General features: G+C 67.6%; 16 protein-coding genes and 1 pseudogene. 12 read left to right on the plus strand and 5 right to left on the minus strand.

The features are described 5' to 3' along the window. Window positions 1-99: 99 nt before the first annotated feature. The 4 genes and pseudogenes from G6N14_RS16280 to G6N14_RS16295 form a co-directional block, all read left to right on the plus strand. Window positions 100-390: pseudogene (locus G6N14_RS16280) on the plus strand (winged helix-turn-helix domain-containing protein); the annotation flags it as partial. Further along, window positions 387-1,079, plus strand: a complete 693-nt coding sequence (locus G6N14_RS16285) for a sirohydrochlorin chelatase (RefSeq protein ID WP_085134137.1) — start codon at window positions 387-389, stop codon at window positions 1,077-1,079. The pseudogene G6N14_RS16280 and the gene G6N14_RS16285, both read left to right, overlap by 4 nt. Before the next feature lie 140 nt (window positions 1,080-1,219). Beyond that, complete coding sequence (locus G6N14_RS16290; protein WP_085134208.1) at window positions 1,220-2,611, plus strand: nitrate/nitrite transporter; 1,392 nt, start codon at window positions 1,220-1,222, stop codon at window positions 2,609-2,611. 1 nt (window position 2,612) lies between these two features. Then, on the plus strand, window positions 2,613-3,746 hold the full coding sequence (locus tag G6N14_RS16295) for a uroporphyrinogen-III synthase (protein ID WP_085134138.1): 1,134 nt from the start codon (window positions 2,613-2,615) through the stop codon (window positions 3,744-3,746). On the opposite strand, the gene nirD is transcribed toward G6N14_RS16295, so the two are convergent. After that, window positions 3,743-4,111, minus strand: coding sequence for a nitrite reductase small subunit NirD (gene nirD, locus G6N14_RS16300; RefSeq protein ID WP_275986713.1), 369 nt, complete (start codon window positions 4,109-4,111; stop codon window positions 3,743-3,745). The two genes, G6N14_RS16295 and nirD, sit on opposite strands and share 4 nt — an antisense overlap. Window positions 4,112-4,116: 5 nt before the next feature. After that, window positions 4,117-6,678, minus strand: a complete 2,562-nt coding sequence (gene nirB / locus G6N14_RS16305; protein ID WP_085134140.1) for a nitrite reductase large subunit NirB — start codon at window positions 6,676-6,678, stop codon at window positions 4,117-4,119. A 227-nt stretch (window positions 6,679-6,905) separates the two neighbouring features. On the opposite strand from nirB, the gene G6N14_RS16310 reads away from it, so the two are divergent. The 5 genes from G6N14_RS16310 to G6N14_RS16330 all read left to right on the plus strand — a co-directional run bounded on the left by G6N14_RS16310 (window position 6,906) and on the right by G6N14_RS16330 (window position 11,431). After that, entirely contained in the window at window positions 6,906-7,349 is a 444-nt protein-coding gene (locus tag G6N14_RS16310) for an Hsp20/alpha crystallin family protein (RefSeq protein ID WP_085134141.1), read from the plus strand. 167 nt (window positions 7,350-7,516) lie between these two features. Continuing rightward, window positions 7,517-7,813 carry an Rv0250c family protein gene (locus G6N14_RS16315; protein WP_046319882.1) on the plus strand — a complete coding sequence of 99 codons (297 nt, stop codon included), beginning with the start codon at window positions 7,517-7,519 and terminating at the stop codon, window positions 7,811-7,813. Window positions 7,814-7,883: 70 nt separating this feature from the next. Further along, window positions 7,884-8,714 carry a succinate dehydrogenase subunit SdhC gene (locus G6N14_RS16320; protein ID WP_085134142.1) on the plus strand — a complete coding sequence of 277 codons (831 nt, stop codon included), beginning with the start codon at window positions 7,884-7,886 and terminating at the stop codon, window positions 8,712-8,714. A 42-nt stretch (window positions 8,715-8,756) separates the two neighbouring features. After that, on the plus strand, window positions 8,757-10,676 hold the full coding sequence (locus G6N14_RS16325) for a fumarate reductase/succinate dehydrogenase flavoprotein subunit (RefSeq protein WP_085134143.1): 1,920 nt from the start codon (window positions 8,757-8,759) through the stop codon (window positions 10,674-10,676). Beyond that, entirely contained in the window at window positions 10,676-11,431 is a 756-nt protein-coding gene (locus G6N14_RS16330; RefSeq protein ID WP_085134144.1) for a succinate dehydrogenase/fumarate reductase iron-sulfur subunit, read from the plus strand. The genes G6N14_RS16325 and G6N14_RS16330 overlap by 1 nt, the downstream gene beginning before the upstream one ends. A 24-nt stretch (window positions 11,432-11,455) precedes the next feature. Here G6N14_RS16330 and G6N14_RS16335 read toward each other — a convergent pair whose 3' ends face one another. After that, on the minus strand, window positions 11,456-12,316 hold the full coding sequence (locus G6N14_RS16335) for an inositol monophosphatase family protein (protein ID WP_085134145.1): 861 nt from the start codon (window positions 12,314-12,316) through the stop codon (window positions 11,456-11,458). 63 nt (window positions 12,317-12,379) lie between these two features. Next, entirely contained in the window at window positions 12,380-12,856 is a 477-nt protein-coding gene (locus tag G6N14_RS16340; RefSeq protein ID WP_275986757.1) for a flavin reductase family protein, read from the minus strand. A gap of 280 nt (window positions 12,857-13,136) precedes the next feature. Here G6N14_RS16340 and G6N14_RS16345 point away from each other — a divergent pair, with 280 nt between their 5' ends. From G6N14_RS16345 to G6N14_RS16355, 3 genes are all read left to right on the plus strand, one after another. Continuing rightward, window positions 13,137-14,972 carry an acyl-CoA dehydrogenase gene (locus G6N14_RS16345; protein ID WP_085134146.1) on the plus strand — a complete coding sequence of 612 codons (1,836 nt, stop codon included), beginning with the start codon at window positions 13,137-13,139 and terminating at the stop codon, window positions 14,970-14,972. A gap of 134 nt (window positions 14,973-15,106) precedes the next feature. Next, on the plus strand, window positions 15,107-16,075 hold the full coding sequence (locus G6N14_RS16350; protein ID WP_085134147.1) for a GlxA family transcriptional regulator: 969 nt from the start codon (window positions 15,107-15,109) through the stop codon (window positions 16,073-16,075). A 10-nt stretch (window positions 16,076-16,085) separates the two neighbouring features. After that, window positions 16,086-16,814 (plus strand): DJ-1/PfpI family protein, encoded by a 729-nt coding sequence (locus tag G6N14_RS16355; RefSeq protein WP_085134148.1) that lies wholly within the window; start codon window positions 16,086-16,088, stop codon window positions 16,812-16,814. Window positions 16,815-16,952: 138 nt separating this feature from the next. Here the strand turns inward: G6N14_RS16355 and G6N14_RS16360 are convergent, their stop codons facing one another. Further along, the gene (locus G6N14_RS16360) at window positions 16,953-18,287 is read right to left on the minus strand and encodes an acetyl-CoA C-acetyltransferase (RefSeq protein ID WP_085134149.1); all 1,335 of its coding nucleotides are present in this window, start codon (window positions 18,285-18,287) and stop codon (window positions 16,953-16,955) included. Window positions 18,288-18,325 lie beyond the last annotated feature (38 nt).

Genomic DNA, 18,325 nt, shown 5'->3' on the forward strand with positions numbered 1-18,325 from the left:
TCAAAAGTACTGGTCAGCGGGGCAACCGTTCTGAAATCGGCCGGTAACACAGCGGCAATGGATCGGGTCTACACCTCATACATGGGTATCGCCGTATATGCCGCCGGTCACCGCATCGAGATCGAAGAGGACCGGGTCCTGGTCGACGGAATCGTCAGGCCGGTCTCTCCCGCCGGTCTGGCGGCGTTGCGTGTGTTGGCCCACCGCCCGGGCAACGTGGTGGACCGGGAGACCTTGTTACGGGCACTCCCGGGGCGGGGCAACAACATGCACGCCGTGGAGTCGGCCGTATTGCGGCTGCGGGCGGCGCTGGGCGACAGCCAGATCGTGGCCACGGTGATCAAGCGCGGGTACCGGCTGGCGGTCGACCGCGAGCAGGGAGTGGCATGATCCCCGTGCTGGTGGCGCACGGCACCCGCCGGCCCGAGGGAATCGCCATGATCGGCGAGCTCGCGCAACGGGTCGGCGCCGTGTTGGGGCAACCGGTCAAAGTGGCGTTCGTCGACGTCCTGGGCCCCAGCCCGGCGGAAGTCCTTGCCGCCGAGGCCGACACCGGTTGCCCAGCCGTCCTGGTGCCCGCCTTTCTGTCCCGCGGCTACCACGTCGGGGTCGATGTGCCCACCCAGATCCTGACCAGCGGGCACCCGGATGTGACGATGACACCGGCATTGGGACCTGACCCGCGCGTCGCCGCGGTGGTTGCCGCCCGGCTGGCCGAATCAGGCTGGCGCCCTGGCGACTCGGTCGTTCTGGCCGCAGCCGGGTCATCGGACCCGCGGGCCCGGGGTGATCTGTACACCGCCGCGAAGATGCTCAGCGGTCTGCTCGGCTCGCCGGTCGCCACGGCGTTCGCCGCCACCGGCCGCCCCGGTGTGCCCGACGCGGTTGCCGCCTTGCGTCGCCGGAGCACCGCCCGAGTGGTGATCGCGTCATACCTGATGGCCGACGGCCGGTTCCAGCGTGGCCTTCATGCCGCCGGCGCGGATCTGGTCACCGCGCCCCTGGGAGCGCACCCCGGGATCGTCGGAGTGGTCGCCGACCGATTCGTCAGCGCCGCGTCCCGTACACCGGTGCCCTGAACCGCCGATCGATCACGGCGCCCCGCGCCGCCCGCGCCGCGCCGGAAGCTGATATTCCCCTCATAGGACGGTGAGCAGAAGTTCACGGGCGGGTCACTTCGTGCAGCATGGCGGTAACGAAAGATTTCTACGGTGACCACATGGCTCGCTCGCACCTGATCACCCAGTGGAATCCTGAGGACGCCGCGGCATGGGCAGCCGGTAACGACAAGATCGCACGGCGCAACCTGGTGTGGTCGACTGTCGCCGAACACGCCGGCTTCTCGATCTGGTCCATCTGGTCGGTGATGGTGCTGTTCATGCCGGAGTCGGTATACGGCTTCACCGCCGGCGACAAGTTCCTGCTGGCCGCCACGGCCACCCTGGCCGGCGGCGTACTGCGCATCCCCTACTCGCTGGCCACCGCGGCATTCGGCGGCCGCAACTGGACGATGTTCTCCGCGCTGGTGCTGCTGATCCCGACCACCGCAATGATGGTCCTGCTGGCCCACCCGGGCCTACCGCTGTGGCCGTACCTGCTGTGTGCGGCGCTCACCGGTCTGGGCGGCGGCAACTTTGCGGCATCGATGACCAACGTCAACGCCTTCTATCCGCACCGGCTCAAGGGCTGGGCGCTGGCGGTCAATGCCGGCGGGGGCAACTTGGGCGTACCGCTGATCCAGCTGGTGGGGCTGGGAGTCCTTGCCACCGCGGGCAACCGGGAACCCTATTGGGTGTGCGCGATCTACCTCGTGGTGCTCGCGGTCGCCGCCGTCGGTGCGGCGCTGTTCATGGACAACCTCGACGGGCAGCGGGCCGACCTGACGGCCATGCGCTCCATTCTTCCCGAACCCGACACGTGGATCGTCGCGCTGCTCTACATCGGCACCTTCGGTTCGTTCATCGGGTTCTCGTTCGCGTTCGGCCAGGTACTACAGATCAACTTCGCCGGCAGCGGTCAGAGCCCCGCGCAGGCCTCTTTGCACGCCGCTCAGATCGCCTTCCTGGGGCCGCTTCTGGGCTCGTTGTCCCGGATCGTCGGCGGCCGTCTGGCCGATCGGCTCGGCGGTAGCCGGGTCACGCTGGCCGCGTTCGGCGGCCTGTTCGCCGCCGCCGGGCTGCTCGTCGGGGTCAGCACGTTGGACGACAGCCGCAGCGGTCCCACGACGGGCGCCATCATGGCGGGCTACGTCCTCGGCTTCGTGGTGCTGTTCATCGTCTCCGGAATCGGCAACGGATCGGTGTACAAGATGATCCCGTCGGTCTTCGAGGCGCGCAGTCACCGACTGGGCCTGCCGGAGCGCGACCGGCGGAACTGGGCACGGGCGATGTCGGGAGCGCTGATCGGATTCGCCGGCGCGGTGGGCGCACTGGGCGGCGTGGCAATCAATCTGGCGTTGCGCCAGTCATATATGTCCAGCGGCTCGGCCACGCCCGCATTCTGGATCTTCCTGGTGGGATACGTCGGTGCCGCGGCGCTGACCTGGCGCAGATATCTACGCCGGTCTGACTTCGCGCCGCAACCGGCCCGGGCTGCTCTGGCACCGGCGTAACGTGTCGGCCTCACTGAGCGGTTACCAGGTCGCGGTCACCTCAGCGCGCCGCGCCGACGAGCTGTGCACAATGCTGCGGCGCCACGGCGCCACGGTATGCGCCGCACCGGCCATCACGATGATCGACCTGACCGACGATGTCGCGCTACGCGCGCGTACCGAATCGTTGATCCTGGCACCGCCCGACGTCCTGGTGGTGACGACTGCTGTGGGCTTCCGCGGCTGGATCTCCGCCGCCGAGCGGTGGGGCCTCGCCGAGAAGCTGATCGCGGCCGTGACCGCCGGCCGGATCGTGGCCCGTGGCCCGAAGGCGGTCGGCGCGCTGCGCAACCTGGGGCTGCCGGAGAAGTGGTCCAACGGCGCCGAGTCATCAGCCGCGATGTTCCATTATCTGAAGTCCGATATCGCCGGTTCGCGCGTCGCCGTACAGCTGCACGGAACCACCGGCGACTGGGATCCGGCGCCCGAGTTGCTGACGCAGCTTCGCAGCGCGGGCGCCGAGGTGATACCCATCCCGGTCTATCGGTGGCGGCCTGCGGCGCGCGGCGGCGAGTTCGATCAGCTCACCACTGCGATCGCCCAGCGGCAATTCGACGCCGTCAGCTTCACCTCGGCCGCAGCCGTGCTGGCCACGCTGACGCGGGCAGCCGATCTCGGCATCTCCGATGAGCTCCTGCAGGCGTTGCGGTCAGATGTTCACGCGATGTGCGTCGGGCCGTTGACGGCTCGGCCGCTCACGCTGCTGGACGTGCCGACGTCTTCACCGAAGGTGATGCGGCTGGCGGCGTTGGCTCATCACATCGCCGAGGAACTGCCGCGACTGCGCACCCACACCGTTCATGCCGCCGGCCATCGCATCGAGGTCCGGGGCAGCTGCGTCACGGTGGACGGTGCACCCAAGGTGTTGTCGCCGTCATGTATGGCAACCCTGCGAGCACTGGCGCACCAGCCCGGCCGAGTCGTCTCCCGCGAGACGCTGCTGAAGACGCTTCCGGGGCACGGCACCAACACCCACGCGGTGGAGACCGCCATCCTGCGCCTGCGAAACGCCTTAGGCGACAAACACATTGTCGCCACAGTGGTCAAACGGGGTTACCGGCTCGCGGTCGACCACCTAGACCGCGAAGCCGGCTAGGCGACCGCCCGCTTCGGGGCGGTCAGGCCGATCTGCACGTAGCCGTCCGCGGTGATCCGCGTCGGGTACACCCGCACCGACACGCCCGGGTCTTCCAGGCAGCTGCCGTCGTCCAGGGCGAAAGCCTGCTTCTGCAGAGGCGAGATGACCGAGAGCCGACCACCGCGGTCGCCGACGATCCCCCTCGACAGGACCGCCGCCCGGAAGAACGGATCGATATTGCAGACCGCGCGGACCGCGCCGTCGTCAAGCCGGAACAGCGCAGCCTGCGCACCGTTGGCGAGCAAGACTCCCACTCCAAGGCCGGGAATCAGGCTGTCATAGCGGCAGGCCGTGGTCCATGACGCGATGTTGTTGTCTGTCATCGTGATTACTCCTTAGCTGAGCGCAAGGCCGGGACCGGAAGCGGGACTTTGCGGCCGTCGCGCTCGGCGAATGCGACAGTCGGATCTTCGGCTTCGGGGGCGTTGACGAACGAAACGAACCGCGCCAGCTTCTCCGGATCGTCGAGTACGCCTTTCCACTCGTCGGTGTAGTTCTCGACGTGCCGGGCCATCTCCGCTTCGAACTCCTGGGCCAGCCCCAGGGAGTCGTCACAGACAACCTCGCGGACGTGGTCGAGCCCGCCTTCCATCGACTCGATCCACGGCGCGGTGCGTTGCAACCGGTCGGCAGTGCGGATGTAGAACATCAGGAACCGGTCGATGTAGCGGAAGACCGTCTCGGTGTCGAGGTCGGCGGCGAGCAGCTGGGCGTGCTTGGGCGACATGCCGCCGTTTCCGCCGACGTAGAGGTTCCAGCCGATTTCGGTGGCGATCACACCGACATCCTTGGCGCGCGCCTCGGCGCACTCCCGGGCACAGCCCGACACCCCCATCTTGATCTTGTGCGGCGCACGCAGACCGCGGTAGCGCAACTCCAGGTCGATGGCCAGCTTCACCGAATCCTGTTGCCCGTAGCGGCACCAATCGCTGCCTACGCAACTTTTCACGGTCCGCAGCGCCTTGCCGTACGCCTGGCCGGATTCCATGCCGGCATCGACCAGTTTGCGCCAGATATCAGGCAGCTGATCGACCCGGGCGCCGAACATGTCGATCCGCTGCCCGCCGGTGATCTTGGTGTAGAGGCCGAATTCCTGGGCGATCTGGCCGATCAGGATCAGATGCTCTGGTTTGATCTCGCCGCCGGGGACCCGCGGAACCACCGAATAGCTGCCGTTGCGCTGAATGTTGGCCAGGAAGTGGTCGTTGGTGTCCTGCAGCGCGGCCTGCTCGCCCTCGAGGATGTGCTCGAATCCGGTGGAGGCCAGGATCGACGCGACGGTCGGCTTGCAGATGTCGCACCCGTGGCCCGTGCCGAAGCGGCCCAGCAGTTCGGAGAAGGTGCGGATCCGGGTGGCCTGGACCACCTCGAAGAGCTCTGCGCGTGACTGGATGAAGTGCTCGCACAGCGCCTTGGACTGCTCCACTCCTTCGGCGATCAGCAAGTCTTTGAGCAGCGGAACGCACGACCCGCACGAGGTGCCCGCTTTCGTGTGGACCTTCAAGCTCTGCACATCGTGACAACCACCGGCGATCGCCTCGCACAGTTGCGCTTTGCTCACGTTGTTGCACGAGCAGATCTGCGCCGCGCCCGGCAGTGCCCGAATTCCCAGGCCGGTCTTCCCGTCGCCCGGGCCGGCGGGGGCGATCAGCTCCAGGGGATCGCCGGGCAACTCGGCACCGACCATCGGACGCAGCACCCCGTATGCCGAGGCGTCGCCGACCAGGATTCCGCCGAGCAGGGTCTTGGCGTCGTCGGAGAGCACCAGTTTGGCGTAGGTCCGCTTGACCGGGTCGTTGACGACGACCGACAGCGAGTTCTCGGTCGCTCCCATCGCGTCGCCGAAGCTGGCCACATCCACACCGAGCAGCTTGAGCTTGGTGGACATATCGGCCTCGCCGAATTCGGCGGCACCTTCCAGAAGCCGGTCGGCGACCACCTCGGCACTGCTGTAACCGGGCCCGACCAGTCCGTAGCAGACCCCGTCGATGGCAGCCACCTCGCCGATCGCGTACACATCGGGATCGCTTGTGCGGCAAGTTAGATCGGTCAATACGCCGCCCCGCTCGGCGATTTGCAGGCCGGCCTCGCGAGCCAGTTCGTCACGTGGCCGCACGCCGGCGGCGAAGATCACCAATCCGGCCTCGATCACCGTGCCGTCACCCAGTCGCACCGCAAGAGTGGGGGCGCCGTGCTGGTGAGTCAACTGTTGGATCGACTCGGTTCCCACGCCGACGTGGACCGCGATGCCCAGGTCCGCGATCATCCGGATCAACAACACGCCGCCGGCGTCGTCGAGTTGCTGCGGCATCAACCGCGGGGCCATCTCGACGATGTGCGGCTCGATGCCGGACCTGCGCAGTGCGTTCGCCGCTTCCAGGCCCAGCAACCCGCCGCCGATCACCACTCCGGCCCGGGTGTTGCCCGCCTCCAGCATGCATTCGATGTCCGCACGGATTCCGTCCAGGTCGTCGAGGGTCCGGTAGACATGGCACCCGGGCAGATCATGACCCGGGACCGGGGGGACGAAGGCGCGCGAGCCGGTGGCGAGCACCAGGGTGTCATAGCCGTAGCGCCGCCCATCGGCTGCGAGGACCGATTTGGCGGCCAGGTCGACTTTCGTGACGCGGGTGCTCAGCATCAAGTTCACGCGCTCGTCCCCGGCGTAATCGTTACCCGGCAGCGCAAGCCGGGAGCGATCCCAGCCGTCGGCGTAGGAGGTCAAGCCGACCCGGTCGTACGCCGGGTCGGCTTCCTCGGCGAGCACCGTGACCCGCCAGCTCCGGTCTGCAGACCTGCCGCGCAGCGCCTCCACCAGACGGTGACCCACCATGCCGTGACCAACCACGACAAGGTCCCTCATGTCACGCGGGGTCTCAACAGTGGTCATGCGTAACACGTTAGGAAGCCGATATTTCGCAAATATCGCCACACGTTACAACGGTGTGACGGTGTGCCCACACCCCGGCTCGGGGCCCGGGCGGGCACCGAGCCGCTGCTCATGTTCGCCGACGGCGAACGCGGAACTTTAGCGCGCGCGACTCAAGTTCTAACGAGTGACGGACCGGCACCCACCGGCACGTAAAGCAACCGCCCCCAAGAAAGGTATGGAGACCCATGAGCACCCTGACTCTGTGGCACCGCCCGTTCGACACCGACCGCTGGGTCCGCGACTTCTTCGGACCGGCCACCGCCAACGACTGGCGGACGCCGCCGGTGAGCGGCTTCCGCCCGGCCGCCGAGATCACCAAGGACGGCGACGACGCGGTGGTCCGCCTGGAGCTGCCCGGCATCGATGTCGACAACGACGTGACGGTCGAGCTCGACGGCGGCCGGCTGGTGGTGCACGGCGAACGCCGCGACCACCACGCCGACACCGACGCCCAAGCCGGCCGCACCCTACGCGAGGTTCGCTACGGCGCGTTTCGCCGCTCCTTCGCGGTACCGGCGCACGTCACCGGCGAGGCCGTCTCGGCGTCGTACGACGCGGGCGTCCTGACGGTCCGAGTGGCCGGTGTCTACGCCGGCCCGCAACCACAGCGAATCGCCATCTCCCGCTAAATCGCCGTACCCCCTCGGCAAGCGAAAACCCCCACACACCATGGGTGTGTGGGGGTTTTGCGCATCGGGCGCTTCCCGCCACTAACGTGATCTGTCTCACGTTCGGTTCCCGATGTGATTAGCATCGGGTGAACGTACTGTGAGCCGTACCACCCGAGGAGGCCCTGGTGTCGAGCACAACCGAACTCGCCGAACTGCACACCCTGATCGGTGACCTGCGGCGCTGCGTGCTGGGGCTCAAGACCCGGTTAGGCGACATACCCGGCATGCGCCGCATCGAGATGGACGCCGAGCGCATCCTGACCGACGTCCAGCTCCTGGAATCCGACGCCGGAGAACTCGACCTGCAACGCTGGGCCGCCGAGCGCGCCCAGGAGAAGATCACGATCCCCGACACCGAATACGACAGCGAATTCTGGCGTGACGTCGACGACGAAGGCGTCGGCGGCCAGGGCAGGTACTGAAACCCACCGGGTGCTGCTTGTCGCTAAGGGGCGCCCTCCGACGAACTTAAGCCGAAGGGAACCCCATTAGATGAGTGCACCCGCCGCGTCCCGTCCCGGCCCCGGCGTCTTCTCGGCGACGCGCGCCCGGATCGCCGACCGCACGCTGCGCACCGACCGCTGGTGGATGTCGCCGCTGCGAATCGATCTGGGCTTCGCCGCCTTCCTCATCTATGCGACGGCCCGTGGGTTCCAGCAGAACCACTACTTCGTCGAGAAGTACCACTACCTGACACCGTTCTACTCACCGTGCGTGAGCAAGGGCTGCGTCGCCGAGGCCAGTGAGTTCTGGCCGCAATTCCTGCCCGATGTGTGGTGGCTGCCCTACGCGGCGATGTCGCTGCCGTTCCTGTTGCTCTTTCGGCTGACCTGCTACTACTACCGCGGCGCCTACTACCGGACCGTCTGGCAGTCGCCGACATCATGTGCGGTCCCGGAGCCGCGCGCCCATTACACCGGGGAGACCCGGTTTCCGCTGATCGTCCAGAACACCCACCGTTACTTCTTCTACATCGCCGCCGTCATCTCGGTCATCAACACCAACGATGCGATCGCGGCGTTCCACTCCGACACCGGTCCGCACGGCTTCGGATTCGGGCTGGGCAATCTGATCTTGGTCGGAAACGTCGCCATGCTGTGGGCCTACACCCTGTCCTGCCACTCCTGCCGGCACGTGTTCGGTGGCCGGCTCAAGCATTTCTCCAAAAACCCCGTGCGGTATTGGATGTGGTCGCAGATCAGCAAGATCAACGTGCATCACAAGCGGTTCGCCTGGATCACCCTGGGCACGCTGATGCTGACCGACTTCTACATCATGCTGGTCGCCAGCGGCACCATCAGCGACCTGCGTTTCATTGGCTGACAGGCATTTTCGAAGTGTCAACTCATAGACGAGTGAGGATTCATGGTTGAAGTCGAACGGCACTCCTACGACGTGGTCGTGATCGGTGCCGGCGGCGCTGGGCTGCGCGCGGTGATCGAAGCGCGCGAGCAGGGCCTGAGCGTTGCGGTGGTGTGTAAGTCCCTGTTCGGCAAGGCACACACCGTGATGGCCGAAGGCGGCTGCGCGGCATCGATGGGCAATGTCAACTCCAAGGACAACTGGCAGGTGCACTTCCGCGACACCATGCGTGGCGGAAAGTTCCTGAACAACTGGCGCATGGCCGAGTTGCACGCCCGGGAAGCCCCGGAGCGGGTGTGGGAGCTGGAGACCTACGGGGCACTGTTCGACCGGACGCCCGACGGAAAGATCAACCAGCGCAACTTCGGCGGCCACACCTACCCGCGTTTGGCCCACGTCGGTGACCGCACCGGCTTGGAGTTGATCCGCACCATGCAGCAGAAAGTGGTTTCGCTGCAACAGGACGACTACGCCGAGTTCGGTGATTACGAGGCGCGAATCAAGATCTTCCACGAGTGCACCATCACCGAACTGGTCAAAGACGAGGCCACCGGTGCCATCGCGGGTGCGTTCGGCTACTGGCGCGAAAGCGGCGACTTCGTGTTGTTCGAAGCGCCGGCGATCGTCCTGGCCACCGGCGGCATCGGAAAGTCGTTCAAGGTGACCTCCAACTCCTGGGAGTACACCGGCGACGGTCACGCGCTGGCGCTGCGCGCCGGTGCCACCCTGATCAACATGGAGTTCGTCCAGTTCCACCCGACCGGCATGGTGTGGCCCCCCAGCGTGAAGGGAATTCTGGTCACCGAGGGCGTCCGCGGCGACGGCGGGGTGCTCAAGAACTCCGACGGCACCCGGTTCATGTTCGACTACATCCCGCCGGTGTTCAAAGGCCAGTACGCCGAGACCGAGCAAGAGGCCGACCAGTGGCTCAAGGACAACGACTCGGCCCGCCGCACCCCTGACCTGCTGCCCCGCGACGAGGTGGCCCGCGCCATCAACTCCGAGGTGAAGGCCGGACGGGGATCGCCGCACGGCGGGGTGTTCCTCGACATCGCCTCCCGGCTGACGCCGGAAGAGATCAAGCGCCGGCTGCCCTCGATGTACCACCAGTTCATGCAGCTCGCTGAGGTCGACATCACCAAGGACGCAATGGAAGTCGGGCCGACCTGCCACTACGTGATGGGCGGGATCGAGGTCGACCCCGACACCGCTGCGTCGGTGGTTCCCGGCCTGTTCGCCGCCGGCGAGTGCTCCGGTGGGATGCACGGCTCCAACCGGCTGGGCGGCAACTCCCTGTCGGACCTGCTGGTGTTCGGCCGCCGCGCCGGTCTGGGCGCCGCCGAATACGTGCGGAGCCTGGAGACCAGGCCGACGGTGACACCGGCGACGCTGAACGCCGCAGCCCAGCTGGCGCTCGCGCCGTTCGACGGCCCCTCCGGCGGCGGCACTCCGGAGAATCCGTACACCCTGCAGGCCGAGCTGCAACAGTCGATGAACGACCTGGTCGGCATCATCCGCAACTCCGGCGAGCTGGAGCAGGCGCTGGTCCGCCTCGAGCAGTTCAAGGCCCGGTTCGCCGCTCTGGCCGTCGAGGGCGGACGACACTACAACCCGGGCTGGCACCTGGCCATCGATCTGCGCAACATGTTGCTGGTCAGCGAATGTGTGGCCAAGGCCGCGCTGCAGCGCACCGAGAGCCGGGGCGGGCACACCCGCGACGACCATCCGGGGATGGACCCGGACTGGCGTAAGACCCTGCTGGTCTGCCGGGTCTCGGACGACAGCACGGTCCCCGACATCACGATCACTCCGGAACCCCAGGTCGGGATGCGCGAGGACTTGCTCGAGCTGTTCGAGATCTCCGAGTTGGAGAAGTACTACACCGACCAAGAGCTGGCGCAACATCCGGGACGGAGAGCGTAATGACATACAACGCCCAGTTGCGAGTCTGGCGCGGTGACCTCGACGGCGGTGGTCTGCACGCCTTCGAGGTCGAGGTCAACGAGGGCGAGGTCGTACTCGACGTCATCCACCGCCTGCAGGCGACCCAGGCCCCGGACCTGGCGGTCCGCTGGAACTGCAAGGCCGGCAAATGCGGATCGTGTTCGGCGGAGATCAATGGCCTGCCGCGGTTGCTGTGCATGACGCGGATGTCGGTGTTCGACCCGGCTGAGACGATCACGGTGACCCCGGTGCGGACCTTCCCCGTGATCCGCGACCTGGTTACCGACGTCTCTTTCAACTACCAGAAGGCCCGCGAGATGCCGGCTTTCAAGCCTCCGGCCGGTCTCAAGCCCGGCGAGTACCGGATGCAGCAGGTCGATGTGGAACGCTCCCAGGAGTTCCGCAAGTGCATCGAATGCTTCCTGTGCCAAAACGTCTGCCACGTCATCCGGGACCACGAGGAGAACAAGGAGCGGTTCTCCGGGCCGCGGATGTTCATCCGGCTCGCCGAGTTGGACATGCACCCGCTGGACGCCGCCGACCGACGTGACTTGGCCCAGGACGAAGCCGGCCTGGGATTGTGCAACATCACCAAGTGCTGCACCGAGGTCTGCCCGGAGCACATCACGATCACCGACAACGCCATCATCCCGATGAAGGAACGGGTGGCGGGCAACCGCTACGACCCGGTGGTCTGGCTCGGCCGAAAGATCTTCCGCCGCAAGTCCGACTGACGCCACGGTGAGCTGCCCACCGGGCTACTCGGGAATCGGCTCCCAGCCGCCCGCACCCCGCAGCGATGCGATCAGCGCATCGGCGATACCCGGCGCCGCGGCCACGATCACGTCTCCTGCGTCGATCGCCGGGCCGGGCAGCACCAACCGTGCGCCCGCTTCGACCGCGATCAGCGCACCCGCGGCGTAGTCCCATCGCTTGATCCCGTGCTCGTAGTAGGCGTCTAGGCGTCCGGCGGCGACCATGCACAGATCCAGTGCGGCCGACCCGATCCGGCGGACGTCGCGCACCGTCGGCAGCAACCGGGCCAGCAACGCCGCCTGCGCGGCCCGGCGCCGGGGCGAATAGCCGAAGCCGGTGCCCAGCAGCGCCAGCGACAGCTCGCCGACATCGGTGCAGCGCAGCGGGGCTGTGCCCTGCGAATCGGCGACCTGCGCGCCCAATCCGGCACCGGCCGAATAGAGCCGGCCGCCGGCCACGTCGGCGACCGCGCCGGCCACCGAGACCCCGCCGATCTGCGCCGCCACCGAAACCGCGTAGGCCGGGATGTCGTACATGAAGTTCACGGTGCCGTCGATCGGGTCGACCACCCAGGTGACGACGCCCGGCTCGTGGCGGCCCGGACCTCCGCCTTCCTCACCGAGCACCGGATCGCCGGGCCGCAATCGGGTCAGTCGATCACGGATCAGGCTTTCGGTCTCGGTGTCGACCACGGTCACCGGATCGGTCGGGCTGCTTTTCGTCTGGACCACGCCGGCGGCAGGGTCGGCTCCGTGCGCACCGAACACCTCGGCACGTCGCCGCCGGACGAAGGCCGCCGCCTCGGCCACCAGCGTCTCGGCGGTGATTCGCAGCTGTAGGGGGTCGCTGGTGAGTGGCGCCATCAGCCCATAGCAGCACACCGGCGGCGGTTGTCGCACCCCCGGCGCGGGGGCGGCGGCCCGGCTTCAGCTACCGAGCCGGCGGAAACCGCTGCGGTGAAACACGATCGGCGCGATCTCGGAGTCTACGGTCAGTTCGCAGACCCGCAGCACCACGATGGTGTGATCCCCTGCCGGAACCAGCTGCTCGATCGCGCTGCCCAGCCAGACCCCGGTGCCCTTGATGAACACGGCCCCTTCGCTGGTCACCGTCTCCAGCCCGGCGAACCGATCGCCCGTCTTTGCCGCCAGGGTCCGCGCCGCCACGTCGTGCGCCTCACCGAGCACGCTGATCCCCAACCGGGGAGCGTCCTTGAGTTTGGGCCAGGTGGTCGAGGTGTTCTGCACACAGAAGGACACCAGAGGCGGCTCCAGGGAGACCGGCACGAAAGTACTGGCGGCCAGGCCGACCCGAACGCCGTCGATCTCGGCGGCCACCGCCACCACACCGGTGGGGAAATGCCCGAAGGCCTCCCGCAGCGACGCCGGTGTCAGCGGGGTCAGTTTGCTCGCGGAGCTCACGTGAGAATTCACCGGGGAACCATTCGCCTCGTCTGGTCTGATCTGGTCGCTGAGCACCCTACCCGCCGACGGCTGGCCTCGGCAGATCGACCGTCTGTGGCCCGCCACCGCGGGGAGACCAACCGGTTGGTTATCCGGAAAAAGGACGTAGCTCACATCAGCTTGCACTATGGCTACCGGCGAGTATATTTCAGGTTACGTTACTGGTGGGTAACTTAAGCCTGAGTACCCAACCACAGGTGGCATTCCATGAGGAGGAAGAGTGAGCCACTACAAGAGCAATGTCCGCGACCAGGTCTTCAACCTCTTTGAGGTATTCGGCCTGGACCAGGTCTTCGGCGAGGGCGACTACGCCGACCTGGACCTCGACACCGCTCAGGAGATGCTCGGCGAGATGGTTCGCCTGGCCGAGGGGCCGATTGCCGCATCGTTCGTCGAGGGCGACCGCAACCCCCCGGTGTTCAACCCGGAGACCCATTCGGTCACCCTGCCCGAGTCGTTCAAGAAGTCGGTGCGCGCCAATCTGGAAGGCGGCTGGGACCGGGTCGGTGTCATCGAAGAGCTGGGCGGCGTGCCGATGCCCAAGGCGCTGATGTGGGCCCTGCAGGAGCACATCCTGGGCGCCAACCCGGCGGTGTGGATGTACGGCGGCGGCGCCGGCTTCGCCAACATCTTCTACAACATCGCCACCGAGGAGCAGAAGAAGTGGGCCGTCCTCGCCGCAGAGCGCGGTTGGGGTTCGACCATGGTGCTCACCGAGCCGGACGCCGGCTCGGACGTGGGCGCCGGCCGCACCAAGGCCGTGCAGCAGCCCGACGGCTCGTGGCACATCGAGGGCGTCAAGCGATTCATCACCTCGGCCGACTCCGACGACCTGTTCGAGAACATCTTCCACCTGGTGCTGGCCCGCCCCGAGGGCGCCAAGCCGGGCACCAAGGGCCTCTCGTTGTTCTTCGTGCCGAAGTTCTTGTTCGACTTCGAGACCGGCGAACTCGGTGAGCGCAACGGGGCGTTCGTCACCAACGTCGAACACAAGATGGGCCTGAAGGTCTCGGCCACCTGCGAGTTGACCTTCGGTCAGCACGGAGTGCCGGCCAAGGGCTGGCTGGTCGGCGACGTCCACAACGGAATCGCGCAGATGTTCGAGGTCATCGAGCAGGCCCGCATGATGGTGGGCACCAAGGCCATCGCCACACTGTCCACCGGCTACCTCAACGCGCTGGCATACGCCAAGGAACGGGTGCAGGGCGCCGACCTGACCCAGATGACCGACAAGACCGCGCCGCGGGTGACCATCACCCACCACCCGGACGTCCGTCGGTCCCTGATGACCCAGAAGGCCTACGCCGAGGGCCTGCGGGCGCTCTACATGTACACCGCGACCTTCCAGGACGCCCCGGTGGCCAAGGCGCTGCACGGGGTGGACGCCGACCTCGCGGTCCGGATCAACGACCTGATGCTGCCGGTCGTCAAGGGCGTCGGCTCCGAGCAGGCCTACGCCAAGCTCACCGAGAGCCTTCAGACCCTGGGTGGCTCGGGCTTCCTCCAGGACTACCCGATCGAGCAGTACATCCGGGACGCCAAGATCGACTCCCTCTACGAGGGCACCACGGCAATTCAGGCCCAGGACTTCTTCTTCCGCAAGATCATCCGCGACAAGGGTGTCGCCCTGGGCCACCTGGCCGGCGAGATCGAGACGTTCATCAAGAACGAGACCGGCAACGGCCGGTTGAAGGCCGAACGGGAACTGCTGGCCTCCGCCCTGGCCGACGTGCAGGGCATGGCGGCGGCGCTGACCGGCTACCTGATGGCCGCGCAGGAAGATGCCTCCAGCATCTACAAGGTGGGCCTCGGCTCGGTGCGCTTCCTGATGAGCGTCGGCGACCTGATGATCGGCTGGTTGCTGACCCGCCAGGCCGCCGTGGCAGTGGCCAAGCTCGACGCCGGCGCGCAGGGGGCCGACCGGTCCTTCTACGAGGGCAAGATCGCGGTGGCGTCGTTCTTCACCAAGAACTTCCTGCCGTTGCTGACCAGCACTCGCTCGGTGATCGAGGCCATCGACAACGACATCATGGAGCTCGACGAAGCAGCGTTCTAAGCGCTGACCGCAGGCCGCGCAGGCCCCCGGGGAGACCCCCTGGGGGCCTGCTGCCGTTGGGGCACCGGCGGGTTGTCCTGATTTGTGGGATGTATGGCGTAGACGCCACCGCCCGTGCGCCGGAGACTGATCGCATGGCACGCAAGGTCGTCATCCTGGGCTACGCCGGGATTCAGGCGCTGGACGTGTTCGGGCCGTCCGAAGTGTTCGCCACCGCCACGTTGGCGGCGCTCGCCCTGGGCGGCGACCACGATGGCTACGAGGTCACGGTGGCCAGCGCCGACGGCGCGCCGATCGCCACCAGCAGCGGACTCACGCTGCAGCCCAGCCCCCTGCCCGCACCCGACGAGTCCATCGACACCCTGCTGCTGCCCGGCGGGGTGGGCATCCATGCCGCACAGGCAGACCCGGCCACCATCGCCTGGATCCGCCGCGCCTCCGCCCACGCCCGGCGGGTGGTCAGCGTGTGCACCGGTGCGTTCCTGGCCGCCCAGGCGGGCCTGCTCGACGGATGCCGGGCCACCACGCATTGGGCGTTCGCCGAGGCCCTGGCCCGGCAGTTCCCGGCCGTCACCGTCGACCCGGAGCCGATCTTCCTGCGTAGTTCGGACACGGTCTGGACCGCGGCCGGAGTCACCGCCGGCATCGATCTGTCCCTGACGCTGGTCGAAGAGGACCTGGGGACCGAGGTGGCACAGACGGCGGCCCGCTGGCTGGTGCTGTATCTGCGCCGACCCGGCGGTCAGTCCCAGTTCGCGGCGCCCGGGTGGCTCCCGCGCGCCCGCCGGGCGCCCATCCGCGAGGTGCAGGAACTGATCGACTCGCAACCGGGTGGGCCACACCGGCTCACCGAGCTGGCCGCCCACGCCGCGATGAGCCCCCGCCACTTCACCCGGGTCTTCACCGGCGAGGTGGGCATGACGCCGGCCGCCTACGTCGAGCGCGTACGCACCGAGGCCGCGCGCCGGCAACTCGAGGAGACCGACGACACCGTCGTGGCGATCGCCGGCCGCTGCGGGTTCGGCACCGCAGAGACGCTGCGGCGCACGTTTCTTCGCCGACTCGGCGTCTCACCCGATCACTACCGCAAGACGTTCGCCTGAAAGGAAAGCCATGCAGATCGCCGTCGTGCTCTACCCCGGCTTCACCGCCCTGGACTTCATCGGCCCCTACGAGGTGCTGCGCTGGCTTCCGGACGCCCACGTGCGGTTCGTCTGGCACACACCGGGTCCGGTCACGGCGGACTCCGGCGTCCTGGTTGTCGGCGCGACCCATTCCTTCGACGAGACCCCCTCCCCCGACCTGATCGTGATCCCCGGCGGGATGACGACCATGGAGCACGCCCGCGACGAGAAGCTGCTGGACTGGGTCCGGACCGCTCACCGCACGGCGGCCTGGACAACATCGGTGTGTTCGGGTTCGATCGTCCTGGGCGCAGCCGGGTTGCTGGCCGGCAAGCGGGCCACCTCGCACTGGATGGCGCTGCCCGCCCTGAAAGCCTTCGGCGCCACCGCGATCGGCGACGAGCGCATCGTCCACGACGGGGACATCGTCACCTGCGCGGGCGTGTCGGCCGGCATCGACCTCGGCCTGTGGCTGGCCGGCCAGATCGGCGGGGAAGGTCGCGCCAAGGCCATTCAACTGTCGATCGAATACGACCCGCAGCCGCCGTTCGACTCCGGCCACACCTCCAAGGCATCGGTGCCGACCAAGACGGCGGCCACCGCTCTGATGGCGCGTGAACTGGCGAAGCCGGCCCGGCTGAAAGCCAGCGCCCTGCTGTTGTGGGATCAGGCACTCGGCGCGGTGCGCGGCCGTAGTGCCGAAACGGTCCGCCGTTGAATCCCCTCAGTTCAACGGCGGACCGGAGCAGGCGGCTCGGCTACGGTCACCGGTTCGGGTGACCACGGCGGAACAGGGCCCGTGCCCGGTCTACCCGGCGACGCCGCAACTCAAACGTCGCATGGCGGCGCCGGTCGTCTAACCCTCGAGGATGGCGGCCACGCCCTGGCCTCCGGCGGCACAGATCGAGATCAGCGCACGCACCGGCTTGTTCTTCGCGGCACCCTTCTTGGCTGCCTTCGCCTCCGCGATCTGCTTTGCCGCCTGTGCCACGATCCGGCCGCCGGTGGCCGCGAACGGGTGCCCGGACGCCAGCGACGACCCGTTGACGTTGAGCTTCGACCGATCGATGGCCCCCAGCGCCGCATCCAGCCCGAGCCGCTGCTTGCAGTACTCCGGCGACTCCCAGGCCGCCAGATGGCACAGAACCGTGGCCGCGAAAGCCTCGTGGATCTCGTAGAAGTCGAAGTCCTGCAGGGTCAGCCCGTTGCGCGCCAGCAGACGCGGCACCGCGTAGGTCGGGGCCATCAGCAGGCCGTCGGCGCCGTTGACGTAGTCGACCGCCGCCGTCTCGGCGTCCACGAAGTAGGCCAGCGGAGTCAGGCCGCGCGCCGCGGCCCACTCCTCGCTGGCAAACAGCGCCACCGAGGCTCCATCGGTGAGCGGAGTGGAGTTGCCCGCCGTCATGGTGGCGTCGCCGGCCTTCGTGCCGAACACCGGCTTGAGCGTGGCGAGCTTCTCCGGGCTGGACTGCGGCCGCAGGTTGTCGTCGCGGTAGAGCCCCTGGAAGGGCGTGACGAGGTCGTCGAAGAAGCCGCGATCGTAGGCGGCCGCCATGTTGCGGTGACTGGCCGCGGCGAGCTCGTCCTGGTCGATCCGCTTGATTCCCATCGCCTTGGTGGTGATGGCCTGGTGCTCGCCCATCGACAGACCGGTGCGGGCCTCCTTGTTGGCCGGAATTTCGACACCCAGCGCTGCGGGCAGCTTGCCGACCAGCTTCAACCGCTGCGTGGTGGACTTGGCCCGGCGCAGCGCGAGCAGCGTGCGGCGCAGTTCGTTGCCGATCGCCAGCGGCGCATCGGAGGTGGTGTCCACTCCCCCGGCGGCGGCGATCTCGTAGCGGCCGGCAGCGATCCCGTCTGCGGCGCAGATCGCTGCCTGCAGCCCGGTGCCGCAGGCCTGCTGCAGGTCGAACGCCGGGGTGTAGGGCGACAGCGCCGAACCCAGGACGCACTCGCGAATCAGGTTGAAGTCACGGCTGTGCTTGAGCACCGCCCCGCCGACCACCGCGTCCAGCTTCTCGCCGGACAGGCTGAAACGGTCGACGAGACCGCCCAGCGCCGCGGTGAACATGTCCTGGTTGGACGCGTTGGCGTAGGCGCCGTCCGAACGCGCGAAAGGAATGCGATTGCCGCCGAGAACAGCGACGCGACGACGCGTACCGGCGGGTTGAGCAGCAGATGCAGATGACACGGTCTCTCCGATGTGATGCTGGGTCCCCCCGCGTTGCC

The organism is Mycolicibacter hiberniae (assembly GCF_010729485.1).
Classification (GTDB): Bacteria; Actinomycetota; Actinomycetes; order Mycobacteriales; family Mycobacteriaceae; genus Mycobacterium; species Mycobacterium hiberniae.

What these genes read in the sequence shown, in the direction of transcription:
- G6N14_RS16330 (WP_085134144.1), top strand. Translation starts at nt 10,676, where the DNA reads ATGACATACAACGCCCAGTTGCGAGTCTGGCGCGGTGACCTCGACGGC.
- G6N14_RS16350 (WP_085134147.1), top strand. Translation starts at nt 15,107, where the DNA reads ATGGCACGCAAGGTCGTCATCCTGGGCTACGCCGGGATTCAGGCGCTG.
- G6N14_RS16285 (WP_085134137.1), top strand. Translation starts at nt 387, where the DNA reads ATGATCCCCGTGCTGGTGGCGCACGGCACCCGCCGGCCCGAGGGAATC.
- G6N14_RS16310 (WP_085134141.1), top strand. Translation starts at nt 6,906, where the DNA reads ATGAGCACCCTGACTCTGTGGCACCGCCCGTTCGACACCGACCGCTGG.
- G6N14_RS16325 (WP_085134143.1), top strand. Translation starts at nt 8,757, where the DNA reads ATGGTTGAAGTCGAACGGCACTCCTACGACGTGGTCGTGATCGGTGCC.
- nirB (WP_085134140.1), bottom strand. Translation starts at nt 6,678, where the DNA reads ATGACCACTGTTGAGACCCCGCGTGACATGAGGGACCTTGTCGTGGTT.
- G6N14_RS16320 (WP_085134142.1), top strand. Translation starts at nt 7,884, where the DNA reads ATGAGTGCACCCGCCGCGTCCCGTCCCGGCCCCGGCGTCTTCTCGGCG.
- G6N14_RS16290 (WP_085134208.1), top strand. Translation starts at nt 1,220, where the DNA reads ATGGCTCGCTCGCACCTGATCACCCAGTGGAATCCTGAGGACGCCGCG.
- G6N14_RS16335 (WP_085134145.1), bottom strand. Translation starts at nt 12,316, where the DNA reads ATGGCGCCACTCACCAGCGACCCCCTACAGCTGCGAATCACCGCCGAG.
- nirD (WP_275986713.1), bottom strand. Translation starts at nt 4,111, where the DNA reads ATGACAGACAACAACATCGCGTCATGGACCACGGCCTGCCGCTATGAC.
- G6N14_RS16355 (WP_085134148.1), top strand. Translation starts at nt 16,086, where the DNA reads ATGCAGATCGCCGTCGTGCTCTACCCCGGCTTCACCGCCCTGGACTTC.